The 12,994-nt window shown below is 58.8% G+C and carries 11 protein-coding genes; 2 read left to right on the forward strand and 9 right to left on the reverse strand.

The annotated features are described in order from the left end of the window. Positions 1-264: 264 nt before the first annotated feature. Positions 265-1,320: a hypothetical protein gene (locus tag ACYVI2_RS20935; protein ID WP_415820409.1), complete on the forward strand. Its 1,056-nt coding sequence runs from the start codon at positions 265-267 to the stop codon at positions 1,318-1,320. 20 nt (positions 1,321-1,340) lie between these two features. On the opposite strand, the gene ACYVI2_RS20940 is transcribed toward ACYVI2_RS20935, so the two are convergent. The 8 genes from ACYVI2_RS20940 to ACYVI2_RS20975 all read right to left on the reverse strand — a co-directional run bounded on the left by ACYVI2_RS20940 (position 1,341) and on the right by ACYVI2_RS20975 (position 10,968). Beyond that, entirely contained in the window at positions 1,341-2,981 is a 1,641-nt protein-coding gene (locus ACYVI2_RS20940; RefSeq protein WP_415820408.1) for a gamma-glutamyltransferase family protein, read from the reverse strand. Positions 2,982-3,119: 138 nt separating this feature from the next. After that, a complete protein-coding gene (locus ACYVI2_RS20945) occupies positions 3,120-4,175 on the reverse strand; it encodes an ABC transporter substrate-binding protein (protein WP_415806785.1) in 1,056 nt (351 codons plus the stop codon). Continuing rightward, positions 4,168-5,352, reverse strand: coding sequence for a CobW family GTP-binding protein (locus ACYVI2_RS20950; protein ID WP_415820407.1), 1,185 nt, complete (start codon positions 5,350-5,352; stop codon positions 4,168-4,170). Before ACYVI2_RS20950 ends, ACYVI2_RS20945 begins: the two co-directional genes overlap by 8 nt. Continuing rightward, positions 5,342-6,958 carry an amidohydrolase family protein gene (locus ACYVI2_RS20955; protein WP_415820406.1) on the reverse strand — a complete coding sequence of 539 codons (1,617 nt, stop codon included), beginning with the start codon at positions 6,956-6,958 and terminating at the stop codon, positions 5,342-5,344. The genes ACYVI2_RS20950 and ACYVI2_RS20955 overlap by 11 nt, the downstream gene beginning before the upstream one ends. 19 nt (positions 6,959-6,977) lie before the next feature. Further along, complete coding sequence (locus tag ACYVI2_RS20960; RefSeq protein WP_415820405.1) at positions 6,978-8,225, reverse strand: metal-dependent hydrolase family protein; 1,248 nt, start codon at positions 8,223-8,225, stop codon at positions 6,978-6,980. 33 nt (positions 8,226-8,258) lie between these two features. Beyond that, a complete protein-coding gene (locus ACYVI2_RS20965) occupies positions 8,259-9,137 on the reverse strand; it encodes an ABC transporter permease (RefSeq protein WP_415820404.1) in 879 nt (292 codons plus the stop codon). A gap of 14 nt (positions 9,138-9,151) precedes the next feature. Next, positions 9,152-10,204 (reverse strand): ABC transporter ATP-binding protein, encoded by a 1,053-nt coding sequence (locus tag ACYVI2_RS20970; RefSeq protein WP_415820403.1) that lies wholly within the window; start codon positions 10,202-10,204, stop codon positions 9,152-9,154. 5 nt (positions 10,205-10,209) lie between these two features. Then, positions 10,210-10,968, reverse strand: coding sequence for an ABC transporter permease (locus ACYVI2_RS20975; protein WP_415820474.1), 759 nt, complete (start codon positions 10,966-10,968; stop codon positions 10,210-10,212). Between the two features lie 464 nt (positions 10,969-11,432). Here ACYVI2_RS20975 and ACYVI2_RS20980 point away from each other — a divergent pair, with 464 nt between their 5' ends. Beyond that, positions 11,433-12,080 carry an OmpA family protein gene (locus ACYVI2_RS20980; protein ID WP_415820402.1) on the forward strand — a complete coding sequence of 216 codons (648 nt, stop codon included), beginning with the start codon at positions 11,433-11,435 and terminating at the stop codon, positions 12,078-12,080. 98 nt (positions 12,081-12,178) lie between these two features. Here the strand turns inward: ACYVI2_RS20980 and ACYVI2_RS20985 are convergent, their stop codons facing one another. Then, on the reverse strand, positions 12,179-12,874 hold the full coding sequence (locus ACYVI2_RS20985) for a DUF6776 family protein (protein ID WP_415820473.1): 696 nt from the start codon (positions 12,872-12,874) through the stop codon (positions 12,179-12,181). Positions 12,875-12,994: the final 120 nt, after the last annotated feature.

Here is a 12,994-nt window from a genome sequence, read left to right on the forward strand (position 1 = left end):
GTCATCCAACCCGCCCACAACTGAAAACCTGAACGGACAAAAACAGGGTGACTCAGGCCCGACTCAGTATTCCGCATCGATCGAGTTATCGGGCCGGTCCTATTTTTAGTTTTCTAAATATCGGCATGAGAACGGCATCGCTTGCTATTTAGCTAAAAAAATCAATGTGTTTACTGCCGACGGGGCAGAAATACAGCTGTTCCCTTTTCCACAAAAAATAAGAACGTTTGCTAGCCTCGCACTGCGTTCAAATAACAAGACAACATGATGAAGAGACTGTTAATTTTGTGTGTCACGGGCTTGCTGCTTGGCGTAGCCCTTACCGCCTGCCGAAAGGATCCGGAACCCACGGCGAAGCAGCGAGAAACCTGGCTAGCCGTCAATAACAGCAGCCCGTTCGGTCAAGCGATGCGTGATAGATCAGAAATCCTGGTGGGCATGGTGGAGGATGAGCTGCGCGGAGCGCTGCATCATCATGGATGTCCCATCCATGGCTCCTCTGTGGCAGAACGGCTGTTTTCTCCTCAATACTATAAATACGTCGAAGATGTCGGCCAGCAATGGATTGCCGATAATTCGGCGTTCTATGTTTTTACCAACGGCCCGCTCTTGCATGCGTTGGCGCATCTTTCCGATTCAGAGTATCAGCAAAGTATGGACATGCTGACGCACCCGCATTTGCAAGATGCGAGAGCGATTGCGGACATACGGTCTACGCTGAATTGGTTGTTCTCGGAAAGACTGGGCTATCCCAGGTCTGGGGATTCGGTTTATCAAAAACTGGCTATGGTGGTGGAGTTCAAAAAGATCCTCGACAACACCGGGCATACCGACATTGTTGTCCGTGCCATTGGTTCCATTGATAAAGATACCGCAGAAACTTTCAACGCGTTGCCGTCAACGATGTCAGCACCCATCGACGAGAAATGGCTCACGATGGCGCAATGGTTTGCCGGAGATGACAAACTTGAGCGTGTCTCCTCGTCGCTATTGGAGTGCGTACACGTTGAAACCGTTACCGCTGTACGAGATTACGAAGGATCGCCTTTAAATACGCGTATGGCCGAAGCACGTGACGCGCTTTATCTGTGGCGTACCAGGACCTCTTCGGAAGGGCCGCCTTCAGAGCAGGAACGGCTCGGCAAAGATATCATCGCCAAACATTTCGGCCCCACTGTAGGCTCTGATATTAGGCTGTACATTCTGTATAACCACAGGACAAATCTGCGGAAACTCGCCGTCAGCTACATTAAGAACAACTACCGAGAGCTCTGTCCGACCTTAGGTGCTCCGCGATTGAATCGCCTTTCGCGGTACTGAACTCTCGCGCTTGGTAAATACTACGCGACGCCCTCCGCATACCCGTCCCGCTGCGGATCTGCACCGCCCTCGAGTTTGCCATCAAACTGCGTAATCCCATGTACGCCTGCAAAGGCGTAGCTCAGGTAACTGCGGCGGACTTCGTAGCCGAACTGCTCTACCGCTTTTTGCACGTGAACAGGAATGCGGTTGGAAATGTCGATGGCGTTACTGGTGGCGACGATGCGCGGGGCGATGATGGCTTCTTGAACGCCCATACCCCATTCGAGTACGTTGAGAATGACCTGTGAGACTGCGGGGCCGATCCAGGATGCACCGGGTGCGCCGAGCGTGAATACGGGTTGTTCGCCGTCGTAGATGATGCTGGGACACATGGACGAGTAACGGCGTCTGCCAGGCCCGATGGAGTTCGGTGTGCCGGGCGTGGGATCAAAGGTGCTCATGGCGCCGTTCATCATAAAGCCGGTTTCCTTGACGATGAACCCGGATGGATTGCCCAGCGTGTGCGTCAACGACACGATCATGCCATTGGCATCGATGGCGCTGACGTGCGTGGTATGTTTGGATTCCCCCGGCGTGCGGCGGACGACGTTGGCTTTTTCACCCGAACGGATGAATGTGGCCTGTTCCTGGCAATAGGCATCGGACAGCAGGCGGTCAATGGGATTGTCGGAATAATCGGGATCGCCGATGAATTGTTCTTTGTCGCGCAGGGCGATTTTCATCGCTTCGGCGAGAACGCGGATGTATTGCGGCGAGTTGTGGCCCAGGGCAGGCAACTCGAATTGCTCGGCCATGCGCAGTATCTGTCCCACCAATACACCGCCGCCGGGAGGCGCGGGCATATCCACGCGCCAGCCGCGATAGTTGACCGATAGAGGATCGGAGGTGCGCAGGCGAAATTGCGCCAAGTCCGCCGCCGAGAGCAGGCCATTGTTGGTGCGCACGTCGTCGATGATGTGCGCGGCCAGCGAGCCTGTGTAGAAACTCTCGGCGCCTTCATGCGCGAGGGTTTGCAAGGTGGCAGCCAAGTCCGGATTGCGGATATAGGAGCCTAGCTTTTTATAAGATCCATCCGGCTCCAGATAAATGCGGCGTCCGTCCGGCGTGAGGGCGAGTTTTTCACCGTAATTCATACGGCCGTATTTGCGTTCGTTCTGCGTGAATACGGTGTAGACATGGGGTCGTACGATCCATCCGTCGCGAGCACAGTCGATAGCCGCCCCGAAAAGGTCGCCCCAGGCCATGTTGCCGAATTCCGTATGCGCGGCGGACAGGGCCTTGAGGATGCCAGGGGCAGTGACCGACTGCACGCCGGCTTCGTTCACGAAGTCTTTGACGATGAACCCAAAGCCATCGGTGGTTTCACCCAGGACAATGTCCTGCCACATGTCGGCACGGCTGTCGATGGGGCAGCCGCCAAAGCCCTCGTAGACTTTACGCGTACCGGTGGCCGGATCATAGATATGCAGCATGCCGAATCCGCCGATGCCACACATCAATGGATCGACTACGCCTTGCACCATGGCGCACGCAATCACGGCGTCCAGCGCCGAGCCGCCCGAGCGCAGAATCTCAGCCCCCGCGGAAACCGCCTCGGGCTGCGGCGCAACGATCATGGCTTTAGGGGCAGGTATTTTGCGTGCTGGAGTTTGTCCCATGGTGGTTCCCTTGGGTGAGAATGACTGATTGGTGTTCGCGTAGCAGCCCCGAATCCGAGGCGCCGCACGGCCGATGCACGTTATGTTCATCGGTCGTGCGGCGTCGCTCCCCCGAATAGGGAGCGACATGATCGGGCTTTACAGCCCGGCTTTAAATTCCTTGTTCCAGAAATCCAGGCTGGCGGCGCGATGGCTGGCCAGGGCTTTCAGGTCGTAGGGGTGAATGCGGGCGAGTTCTTCTTTGGTAAAGCCGACGGATGCCTGGAGTTCGGGCGGCAGCGAGGCGTTCTTGACCGTCGGCGCATATCCCATGGTGTCGGCAAAATGCACCTGGCCGGCGGGATCGAGCAGCGCGTTCATGTATTTCCAGGCCGCATCTTTGTTGCGGCTGTTTTTGGGCACGGCGGCTTCGAACGTCACGGGGATGGCGCCTTCTTCGGGGATGACGAATTCCAGCGGCAAACCGGCTTCTTTCCATTGCAGCGCGCGGGCTTTCCACATGCAGGCGATCCAGATTTCTCCGGATTTGAAGGCAGCGGCGACGGCTTCGTTGGACGGGAAGACTTTGGGCGAGTTGGCTTTGAGCTTTTTCAGGAAAGCGTAGCCGGGCTCGAAGCTGGAGCCGTCGCCACCTTCTGCCAGGCCGACAAAGAGCGTATTGAAGTTAAAGAGAATGTCGGAGAACCCGACGCGACCCTTGTATTTGGGATCCAGCGCATCTTTGAAGGAGTGCGGCGGCGTGGTGACGAGGTCTTTGTTATAGACCAGCACCATGGCGCTGAAAATATGGGGAATGGAATAGGGGGTCTTGAAGGTGTCGATCGCGTTGGCGAGATTAGGGATCTTGTCCGCGGTCACGGGTTCGAGTACGCCAGCCGTGCTGGCGTCGTACATGTCCAGGTCGCCTAGCAGCGCGATGTCCATGGAGCCGCGACGCGAGTTGCGCTCGGCTTTGAGCTTCGTGTTGCGCGCGGTGGCGTTGCCGGTATCGAAGACCACATCCACGCCTTGGGCTTTGACGATGGGGCTGATGAACTGCTGCAGCAGGTTCTGGTAATCACCGCCCCAAGTCCCTACTACGACGTTGGAGGAGGCGGCGTGTGCCATGCCAGGAATCAGAGGCAGGGCCGGCGCGATGGCCAGGCCTGCCGCCTGTTTGATAAAACCGCGTCGATGGAGATTGTGCTTATGCATGGTGCCCTCTGTGGAAATGGCGCAGGGATGGAGCGTCCTGCTGGGAAAAAGGGGAAGCGACAGCAGTGGTCAATAGGACCGGTGCATCTGGAAAGGCTGCGTTGATGTCCGCGGCATCGATATCGCGGGCGATCACAACGCAGATGTCGTCGGTGCCGGTACGTTGCGTCATCCTGCGCGGCATGCCGAACGTCGTGCCTACACTTTGGATCAGGATAGGTTCGTCGCAGTCGATGGCGTTGAAGACTGCCTTGACTCGCAACAGGCGATCGCCGCACAGACCCGCCAGATCATCCAGCCAGATCGATAGATCTTCCCATTCGGCTGGTTGCCGCCGTGTGCCTTTGAGCACATGGATACGGGGATGCGCTTGCGCACGCGTCTCAGATGAGAGCAAGGCCTGCAGTGCGAGGTCAACCGGATCGCTGGATGGCGATGTAGTGAACGCCTGCCGCACGGCCTGGGTACGATCTGCATCGGCGACGATCTGGGCCAGTGGGTTGACACCGCGTATGGCGCTGAGGTGATCTTCGATGGTCTCCGCGGCGATGAGATCGACTTTGGTCAGAACGATGCGCTGCGCGGCGGCGAGTTGGGCTGCGGCCTCGTCAAAGGACTCGATATTGAGCAAGCCGCGTTCGCAGTCGTAGGTGCTGACTACCGAGATACGCAATCCACGTGACCTGAGCAGCGGATCTGCCAGCGATGCGATGATGGGGCCGGGCCGCGACAGGCCGCTGGTTTCCAGGACAATGCGTGTGAGAGGCCCATGGCCTGCCGGCCGTGGCGCGTCAAGCAGAGACATCACGGTGTCGACCAGGCTGCTGCGCAGCGAGCAACATACGCAGCCGTTGGCCAGCATGGTGACGGAATTCTGCGAGCCGTCTTCCACAATCACGCCGTCGATGCCAATTTCACCGGCCTCGTTGACGATGACGCCGGTTTCTCCGCGATCATCGCTTTGCAGGAGATCGACCAGCAGCGAGGTTTTACCGCTGCCCAGAAACCCCGCGAGAATGATGAGTTCAATCGGCGCGTTGTCGCGTGATACGGCGCCGTGCTGACGAGACGCCGAGTCGCTGCCAGAGGGGGCCGACGCAGTGGGTGCGCCGCTGGTCGCAGGAGCCGTATCACGGCGGGAGCTCGCCGTATCGAGGGTGTGAGGATCAGCGGACATAAGGCGGTCGATTTTTGTCATCGCCCCAGCCATCGTTGACCAGTGCGCGTACATCGGCGAGCAATTGGTCTACGTCATACACGATGCCGGATTTGATGGTGTATTGCAGGGCGCGGCGCCATTCAGGCTGGCCGGTGCCGTCGTTCAGGCGCAGCGCGCCCGTGCCATACAGCAGTTTGAAATCCTCGAGCGGGTTTTCCTGCAGGATCAGGAGGTCGGCGCGTTTGCCGATGTCGACAGAGCCGCGGTCCTCGTTGACGCCGAGCAACTCGGCGCCCTGTGACGTGGCGCTGCGCAAGACCTCCAGCGGGTGGAAGCCGGCCTCCTGCAGCAGCTCCAGTTCGCGGATCAAGCCGAAACCAAAGATCTGGAAAATGAAGCCGCTATCGCTGCCGGCGCAGACGCGGCCGCCGAGGTTTTTGTACTCGTTGATGAACTGCATCCACAGGCGATAGTTTTCTTTCCATTCGATTTCGTTGGTCGTGCTCCAGCGATACCAGTAGGAACCGTGGCCGCCGCGTTGGGGCTGGAAATATTTCCAGACGGCTTTCCAGGTGTACTCGTCATGCCAATCGGCGCGGCGCGCGCGCATCAGGTCGCGGTTGGCGTCATAGATGTTGAAGGTGGGGACAAAGGTATGGCCCAGCTCCAGGAACTGCTCCATCACCGAGTTCCATTTTGCGCTGCCTGGCGCGGCGGCTTGTTTGAACGTCTGGCCCGCCAGCGCGAAACGGAAGTATTCGTCGTTGTAGTTGTAGTCGGTGGGGTAGTTCTGTACGACCTGGTTTTCGAAGAGAGCTTCGGGCAGGCCGTAATAGTGTTCGGAACTGGTCAGGCCCCACTTGGCGGACTTCAGCGAATTGACGCGTGTCACGGCCATTTGCGCATGATGGCAGCCAGAGCCCAGGCCGACTTTGGCGGCCTCGTCCAGCGCCGCCTGCATGATGGTGGGCGGCGCGCCGAAAAATTTAATGCCATCGGCGCCGCGGGCCTTCAGGCGTTGCACCCAATCGCGCGCTTGGTCGGGGGTGTGAATGGTCTTGACGCGATCATTGACGGCGGGGAAATAGGCGTACGACAGGATGTGCGGCGCGGCGATCTCGTTTTTGGCTGAGGCTTCTCTTTGCTGCAGGGTATATCCCAGCCCATTCAGACCGCCCATTTCGCGCACCGTCGTGACGCCGTGCGCCAGCCACAGTTTGTAGATGTAGTCCGCAGGCGGCTCGACGTCGCACATGGAGTGATAGGGCGTGCCGATGTGGGCATGCGAGTCGATCAGGCCGGGCATGACGAATTTGCCATGGCAGTCGATCTCGTGATCGCCAGGGGCAGGCCGGCGTGCCGGATTGATCGTATCCAGCGATGCACCGACGCCGATCAGTGCGACGATGCGTTCGTTTTCCACGACGATATCGACGGGGCCCCATGGCGGCGCACCGGTGCCATCGATGATGGTGGCGCCGCGCAGCACGAGGCGTTTAAAGGGGCCCTCTCCGCGATCGCGAGAGGTGGCGGCAACAGGAGGCTTCCAGCCTTTGCTGGCGTTGAGGTCTCCCATTTCCTCGCCGGGCTGGGAGTTGATATAGGGATTGTCAGGCTTGGACATGGGATTCCTTTGATCGGGTTCAGGCGGCGAGCTCGTCGTGATAGATCTGGCCGGCTTTCATGACCAGCGGGATGTGGTCGCCTTGACCGAGCAGGCAGTTGATGTCTTTGTAGGGGTTGCCATCGACTACCAGCACGTCGGCAATGGCGCCGGGGATGAGCTGGCCGAGTTTGCCTTGCATGTTCAGAATTTCGGCGCCGATCAGCGTGGCGCTTTGCAGGACGTCGAAGTTCGGCAGGACCTCGGCGCGTATGCGGAACTCGTCGCTTTGCAGGCGTTGTGATGGGCCGAGCAGGTCCGAACCAAAGCCCATTTTGACGCCGGCGCGTTTATATAGCTCGAGCGAAGCGAGGCCCGCGGTGCGCACCGTCGCGATCTTGGCGACGCTGTCGGCAGGCAAGCCGTATGAGGCGCCTTCGTTGGCGAGCGCTTCGTAGGTGACCAGGGTGGGCACCACATAGGCGCCTTTTTCGGCCATCAATTTGGCTACGGGTTCGTCGATCAGGTTGCCGTGCTCGATGGTGCGTACGCCGTTGCGCACCGCGCGCTCGATAGCCTCGGCGGTGTACGAATGCGCCATGACATAGGTCTGGCGGCCACGGGCCTCGGCGACGATCGCGGCGATTTCTTCTTCGGAATAGCCATAGGCGGCGATGGGGTCGGTGGGGGATGCCACGCCACCTGACGCCATGATCTTGATCTGGTCGGCGCCCATCTGGAATTCTTCGCGTACGGCGCGGCGCAGATTGTCGACGCCATCGACGACGCGGCCGATATCACCGGCACGGAAGCAACAGCCGCAATAGCTCATGGGACGCAAATGATCCGAGCGCTGACGCGGATCGCCATGGCCGCCAGTCTGGCTCAGCGCACGGCCGGAAATGAACAGGCGAGGGCCGACGATGGTGTTTTCCTCGACGGCGCATTTCAGTCCCCAGCCTGCGCCACCTGCATCGCGCAATGTGGTGAAACCGCGGCGCAGCATGGCGGCCATGATGGGCACGGCTCGCATCATCACCAATGCGTCGGGCAACGCGCCCTGGCTGCTGAGGTTGAGCTGCGTGGCCATGACGTGGCCATGCAGATCGATCAGGCCGGGCATGACGGTCTTGCCAGTGGCGTCGATGACGCGGGCAGACGCAGCGCTGATAGGCTTGTCGGAGACTTCCTTGATCAACCCGTCTTCGACGAGCACGTCATAGCCTTCTTGTAGTTCGGGTTGCGTGGGGTCCAGCAAATTCCCGTTCTTGAATAGCACTGCAGACATCGGGGTACTCCTAGAATTCGGCAAAGAGGATGATCAGGACACCATCGTCTTGACGTAGCGGCGATGGATAAACCAATTGGAAAGCGTGGCCATGGCCAGCGTTGCGACGACCAATACCAGAGCCAGCGAGGCGCCGAATGGCCAGTTTGCGGCCTTGGTGATCTGGTCGTATAGCGCAGGGGCCATCATGGTGATGCCCGTACCACCCAACAATACGGGGGTGGCGTAGGCATTCATGCACAGGATGAAAACCAGCACGGTCCCAGCGGCGACGCCCGGGGCGGCAATGGGCAGCACGATGCGATAAAAGCTCACGAAGAAATTGGCGCCGAGGCTTTGGGCCGCCTCTTCGACTGAAAAATCGATGCCTTCGAGCACGCTTTGCAAGGTCAAAATGAAATACGGCAGCACCACGCCTGTTGTGCCGACAATGACGGCAAAGGGCGTGTACATCATTTGCACCGGCTGGTCTGTGAACCCGAATAATTGCAGAAAATAGTTCACGAAACCCGCATTGCCCAAGATGATCATCCAACCCGCAGCGCGCACGACGTTGCCGACCATCAGGGGAAAGACCAGCAGGATGATGAACAGGCTTTTGTAGCGGCTTTGCGATTTGGCCAGAAAGTATGCGACCGGAAAGCCCAGGATCAATGACAAGATCGTACACACGGCTGCGACATAGACCGTGTTCAGAAAGACATCCCGGTAGTACGGGTCACCAAAGAATTTCAGGTAACTGTCCAGCGTGAAGCCTTCGACCATCATCCCGTTGTCGAAATGATTGAAGCTGTAGCGAAACAGCATGAGGATAGGCACCAGCATCACGATCAATACCATGATCGATGCGGGAAACGCCAGGCTGGCGCCCATGCGCCGGCCTTGGCGAGCACTTTTTTCAGCAGAATCCATGTCGTCGTGCCGCCTTATTCGCTGAACAGCACGCAATCTGCCGGGTCAAAGCACGCATGCATGCGTGCACCCTCGGACAGGTGCTGAATATGCTCGCCGCCTCGGTTGGAGATTTGTGCGCTGACAGATTCTCCCGAGTCCAGGCGTAGACGGACGTCGATGATGGAGCCCAGATAGATGGCGGTATCAATAACACCGGCGAGGGCGTTGGGCCCTTGGGGTTCGGCCGATAGGGTGACGCGTTCGGGGCGCACGCCGACTTTCTTGATGCCGCGATCCGCGCCGATGATAGCGATCTCGCGTTGACTGGTGGTCCGGAATTTGCCGGCCTCGGTGATCGCGCCCTCGAAGAAGTTCATCTTGCCGAGGAAGTCGGCCACGAACAGATTGGCCGGACGTTCGTATAGCGCCTCGGGCGCCCCGATTTGCTGCACTTTGCCGTCGTACATGATGGCCATGCGGTCGGCGATGGCCAGGGCTTCTTCTTGGTCGTGCGTGACGAATATCGTGGTGAGACCCAGATTGCGTTGCAGTTCGCGGATTTCTTCGCGCACTTCGAGACGCAGTTTGGCATCGAGATTGGAGAGCGGCTCATCGAGCAGAAATACGCGCGGCTGTATGGCCAGGGCGCGGGCGATGGCCACACGCTGTTGTTGTCCGCCGGACAGTTGGCGCGGATAGCGGTCGTGGAACTGGGACATGCGCACCATGTCCAGCGCGGCGCGCATGCGCTTGTCGCGCTCGGCGGCTTCGACCTTATGCATTTCGAGACCGAACATGACGTTCTGGCTGACGGTCATGTGCGGGAACAGCGCGTAGCGCTGGAACACCATGCCGGTATTGCGTTTGTGCACCGGCATATGTGTGACATCATCGTCGCCGATGCGGATGGTGCCCGCGGTAGGCTCGATAAAACCTGCGATCATGCGTAGCGTGGTGGTCTTGCCGCAGCCGCTGGGGCCCAGAAAGGCAACCAGTTCACCATCAGCGATGTCGAGGGAAAAATCCGAGACTGCGACGGCAGAACCGAACGTCTTTTTAAGCCGCTCAATAGAGACCTTTGCCATTATTTCTAAACCACCTGACTGAGTTTGACGAAGCGATCGGTCACCAGCATGACGATGCCCAACAGCAGAATCTGGATCGCGGACACCGCCGCAATGGTCGGGTCAAGGTTGAATTCCAGATACTGCATGATCGCAATGGGAAGCGTGGTGCGACCGGGGCCTACCAACGAAAGCGAGAGTTCGAGGTTTTCGAACGAGACGACAAAACTGAAGAGCGACGCGGCGACGATGGCAGGACGCAGCATGGGCAGCGTGACGCGCCAGAACGCGGTTCGCGGGCTGGCGCCCAGGTTGCGCGCGGCCTCGACGATGGACGGATCCAGGCCATGCATGCTGGCCGAGACCAGGCGCACCGTCCACGGGATGGTCAGGCAAATGTGCGCGAGCACCAGCCCGCCATAGGTGCCCACCACATCCATGTCCAGAATGTTCTCGACCTGTAAGTACGCGAGATAGATGGCTACGCCAGCGACGATGCCGGGAACCAGCAATGGCGACAGCAGCAGTGTATTGATCGCATTACTGCCCTTGAATGCATACCGGATGATGCCCAGCGATGCGGCCACACCCAGTGTCACACCGCAGAGCGAGGCAATGATCGCGACTTGCAGACTGGTGATGAAGCCATTGACGAAGGCAGAGTCCGTGACGGCCTTGTGGTACCAGGACAAGGTATAACCCGATGGCGGGAAATACAGAATGGCGTCTTTGAAGAAGCTGAGCCACACTACAAAAATCAGGGGGCTGAGCATGAAAAGGTACATCAAGACCACGAAAATGCGATGGAGCCAGGTTGCCCACGGTGCTCGTGATTTGCGGCCGGGAGCCGCAGGAGAGGCAATGCGCACGTCGGCGCGAGCGGTGGTTTGCAATTCACTTACCTGTTTTAAGTGGCCTACTGCAAACCCGTTGGAAAAACCTGGTTGCACCAAACCCATAAAGATACAACCCATGCTAATTAAAAGGCGCAACCGTTGATATCGGTGTTAGCCCCAATGGTTGTACTCCCCGTTATTGATCGGGTGTAAACGCCTGCTCTCGGTTGCAATCGTGGCGATTCGTTGCAAGGCAGCTGAAACGGTTTGGCAAACTTTATGCGACATGCTTTGCAATTGGCGCCGCATCTGGTACAAAAAGTTGCAGTCGGCAGAAGGCGCCTTGTTAGCATCATCTGGCCGGTTGCCCGGCAATGTCTATCTGCGCCATCGTTGCGCTATTGGAGGCTGTCATGCAAGCAAAAAGAACATTTCCTCGTATCGCGGCATTAGCCGCCGCCACGTTGCTGGTGGCGGGCTGCGCGACTCAACAGCAAACCAATACAGCGATCGGCACGGGTGCCGGCGCTGCTGCTGGGGCGGGTATCGGGGCGTTGATCGGCCACGGTAAGGGAGCGGCCATCGGTGCGGGTATTGGTGCGGTGGCAGGGGGGCTGATCGGATACAACTGGTCTGGCGTGAAGAAAGATGTGCAGCAATCTGGAGCATCGTCGCTCGGTATCGATGTGGTGGAGATGCCCGATGGCAGCCTCAAGGTCAATATCCCCAGCAATGTCTCGTTCGATACTGACAAGACGGCGTTGAAACCGGCTTTGCTGCCGGTGCTCGATAGCGTGGCGCGTGCATTGACTCAGCATCCTGAGTTGCGTACGAAGGTGGTGGGGCATACCGACAGCACAGGGTCGGCGGCCCACAATCAGACGCTGTCGGATAACCGTGCGCGCAGTGTGACGTCTTATCTGGCCAGCAAGGGTGTGGCACAAGATCGCATGAGTATCGAAGGGCGTGCGGCCCGCGATCCGATTGCTGATAACGGCACTGCCGAAGGCCGTGCTGCAAACCGCCGCGTAGAAATTTATTTGTATGCGCTGAAGCAGTAAGCCTGTCATTGCCGGCGGTGAGTTCCGCCGCAGGCAGTACGGGTATCAATCAATGGCGGGCCCTGTGGGCCCGCCATTGTCGCGTAAGGCGGAGGGCCTCAGCCGCGCACGTAATACAAGCGCATCGCCTGTTGGCGCTCGGAAGGATCGAGCACTTGAATGCGTACGGCGTTCGGCGTAAAGCCTTCGGGCAGCGCTGCAGTGCCCTGGGCAACTTGATAGCGTCCCAATGTGACATCGATGGGGTCCAGCTCGATGGCACCCGCGCGTCCGTTGCGATAGACGCCCTGTACCGTCAGTCGCAATATGCCTTTGAACTCAGCGTCTTTGCTGTCCTTCATCAGCAGGACCTGGTAGCTGAGTTTGCCGGGAGCACGGCTGAAGGAGCCCGCACGCACACCGATGTCTGTGCCGCGGGGATCGGGGGGCACGATATTCTGGAAAATCAAAAGATCTTGTTCGGCCTTTTGCATCCGGGTGCGGGCCTCTGCCAAGGCCGCGGTGGCTTGTGCCTCGGTCGATTGGCTGGCGTCACGCTGGTTGGTGGTCTCATTCAGTTGAGCCCGCAAGCGTTGCCGGTCGGCGTTGGCCGTATTCAGTTCGGACTGCAGTTGCTCGGATTCCTCGGCTGTCAGGCGTGGCGGCCCATAATTGGCCTGCAAAAACAATAAGCCGCCCGCGCCCAAACCGACCCCGACCAATAGCACGCCGAGCCAGCGCGGCATGCGGCGGGCCCGCTTGCTGGGCTGATAAACCGACGGTTTGAAAGCAGCTCGTTGCGAGCGTCCGAACATCCCCATACTTAAAACCTTGTGTGCGTGTGTTACCGGTTCACACCGGCCAAAAACCGTAAAGAATAACGTTTGTATCGGCGCTTAGGTTACGTCAGACAAATCCAGTTGCCTATGCACCGC

The organism is Bordetella tumbae (assembly GCF_054780995.1).

Excerpts from the sequence above, each read along its gene's own strand:
- ACYVI2_RS20935 (WP_415820409.1), top strand. The coding sequence starts at position 265 with ATGATGAAGAGACTGTTAATTTTGTGTGTCACGGGCTTGCTGCTTGGC.
- ACYVI2_RS20940 (WP_415820408.1), bottom strand. The coding sequence starts at position 2,981 with ATGGGACAAACTCCAGCACGCAAAATACCTGCCCCTAAAGCCATGATC.
- ACYVI2_RS20945 (WP_415806785.1), bottom strand. The coding sequence starts at position 4,175 with ATGCATAAGCACAATCTCCATCGACGCGGTTTTATCAAACAGGCGGCA.
- ACYVI2_RS20950 (WP_415820407.1), bottom strand. The coding sequence starts at position 5,352 with ATGTCCGCTGATCCTCACACCCTCGATACGGCGAGCTCCCGCCGTGAT.
- ACYVI2_RS20955 (WP_415820406.1), bottom strand. The coding sequence starts at position 6,958 with ATGTCCAAGCCTGACAATCCCTATATCAACTCCCAGCCCGGCGAGGAA.
- ACYVI2_RS20960 (WP_415820405.1), bottom strand. The coding sequence starts at position 8,225 with ATGTCTGCAGTGCTATTCAAGAACGGGAATTTGCTGGACCCCACGCAA.
- ACYVI2_RS20965 (WP_415820404.1), bottom strand. The coding sequence starts at position 9,137 with ATGGATTCTGCTGAAAAAAGTGCTCGCCAAGGCCGGCGCATGGGCGCC.
- ACYVI2_RS20970 (WP_415820403.1), bottom strand. The coding sequence starts at position 10,204 with ATGGCAAAGGTCTCTATTGAGCGGCTTAAAAAGACGTTCGGTTCTGCC.
- ACYVI2_RS20975 (WP_415820474.1), bottom strand. The coding sequence starts at position 10,968 with ATGTACCTTTTCATGCTCAGCCCCCTGATTTTTGTAGTGTGGCTCAGC.
- ACYVI2_RS20980 (WP_415820402.1), top strand. The coding sequence starts at position 11,433 with ATGCAAGCAAAAAGAACATTTCCTCGTATCGCGGCATTAGCCGCCGCC.
- ACYVI2_RS20985 (WP_415820473.1), bottom strand. The coding sequence starts at position 12,874 with ATGTTCGGACGCTCGCAACGAGCTGCTTTCAAACCGTCGGTTTATCAG.